Origin of the sequence: Streptomyces humidus (assembly GCF_014649655.1) — a bacterium.
Lineage (GTDB): Bacteria > Actinomycetota > Actinomycetes > Streptomycetales > Streptomycetaceae > Streptomyces > Streptomyces humidus.
The window spans coordinates 1-1,135 of record NZ_BMTL01000136.1; the positions used below are offsets into that span (position 1 = coordinate 1).

The following is a 1,135-nucleotide window of genomic DNA, read 5'->3' on the forward strand; positions in this document are numbered from 1 at the left end:
GCCCGCCCGAGGCTCAGCGGACGCGATGTGCCAGTTTCGTGGCGTTGTTGAGCAGGTGCTCCAGCGGTCCGCGGCGGAAGAAGCGGGACCAGACCGCCGCGAACACGGTGGCCCCGGCGATGAAGCAGAGCAGCAGCGCGGTGGAGGCGGACTGCGGCGGGGTGGCCGCCTCGCCGGGCAGGGCGAGGATCACCAGGATGTGGCCGACGTAGAGGGTCAGGGACATGGTGCCGACGGCGATGACCGGCGTCGCCGCCCGGCGCAGCCACGGCAGTCGGTCCAGGGCCACCGTCAGGCACAGCAGCACGGTGATCGCGATACCCAGACTGCCGATGAGGTCGAACGTGGAACCGCTGTGCGGCTCGGCCGCCAGCAGCCCCCACGCGTCGGCGCCTCCCAGCCCACCGCCGACCGGCATGTCGAAGGAGCCCGATGCCGCGCCGGGATCCTTCATGAGGCCCGGGTCCTTCATGTCGGGCATCCCGGCCATGATCTTCTCCGCGCCGCCGGTCAGCCGCAGCGCCAGCCACGAGACGCCGTACCCGAACGCGATCATCGCGGGACCGACCACGGCCAGCCGCCGCCGGACCGCGCCGGAGGCCAGGTCCAGCCTGCCCAGCGTCATGCCGGTGACCACGAACGTCATCCAGGTGATCGCCGGGTAGAGGCCGGTGAGCAGGAGATCGAGCAGGCCCACGCCGGACAGTCGCGCGATCGGGTCCCAGGAGTCGATGCTGTGCACGGTCGACTCGGTGAGCAGCGCCCGGATCACGTACGCCACCTGCGGCGTGACGATCGCGAGCGTGCCCGCGATGATCGCGAGCGTCCTGGCCCGCAGCCTCAGCAGGGGCAGGGCCAGCAGGAAGTACAGCGCGTAGAAGTTGAGGATCCCCGCGCCGCCGAAGTCGGTCATCGCCAACGCGGTGCCCAGCACCAGCAGGATCACGGCCCGGATCACGATCCGGGCTCTCGCCTGCCTGCCGGCCGGTCCGGTCTTCGGCTCGAAGCGGCCTGCGATCAGCATCAGCGAGAACCCGGCGAGGGTGGCGAACAGCGCGGACGCCCGGCCGCTCGCCAGCTCCAGGAACCAGTCGCCGACGCCGCCCCCCGGCGTGGGAAAGGGGCCGACGTGCAC

General features: G+C 71.7%; 1 protein-coding gene. It reads right to left on the reverse strand.

Annotated features, from left to right (window positions below; all coding sequences use genetic code 11):
• Window positions 1–13: 13 nt before the first annotated feature.
• Window positions 14–1,135, reverse strand: a 1,122-nt coding sequence (locus IE239_RS41425; protein WP_190154601.1) for a DUF418 domain-containing protein, incomplete at its 5' end; no start/stop codon positions are given.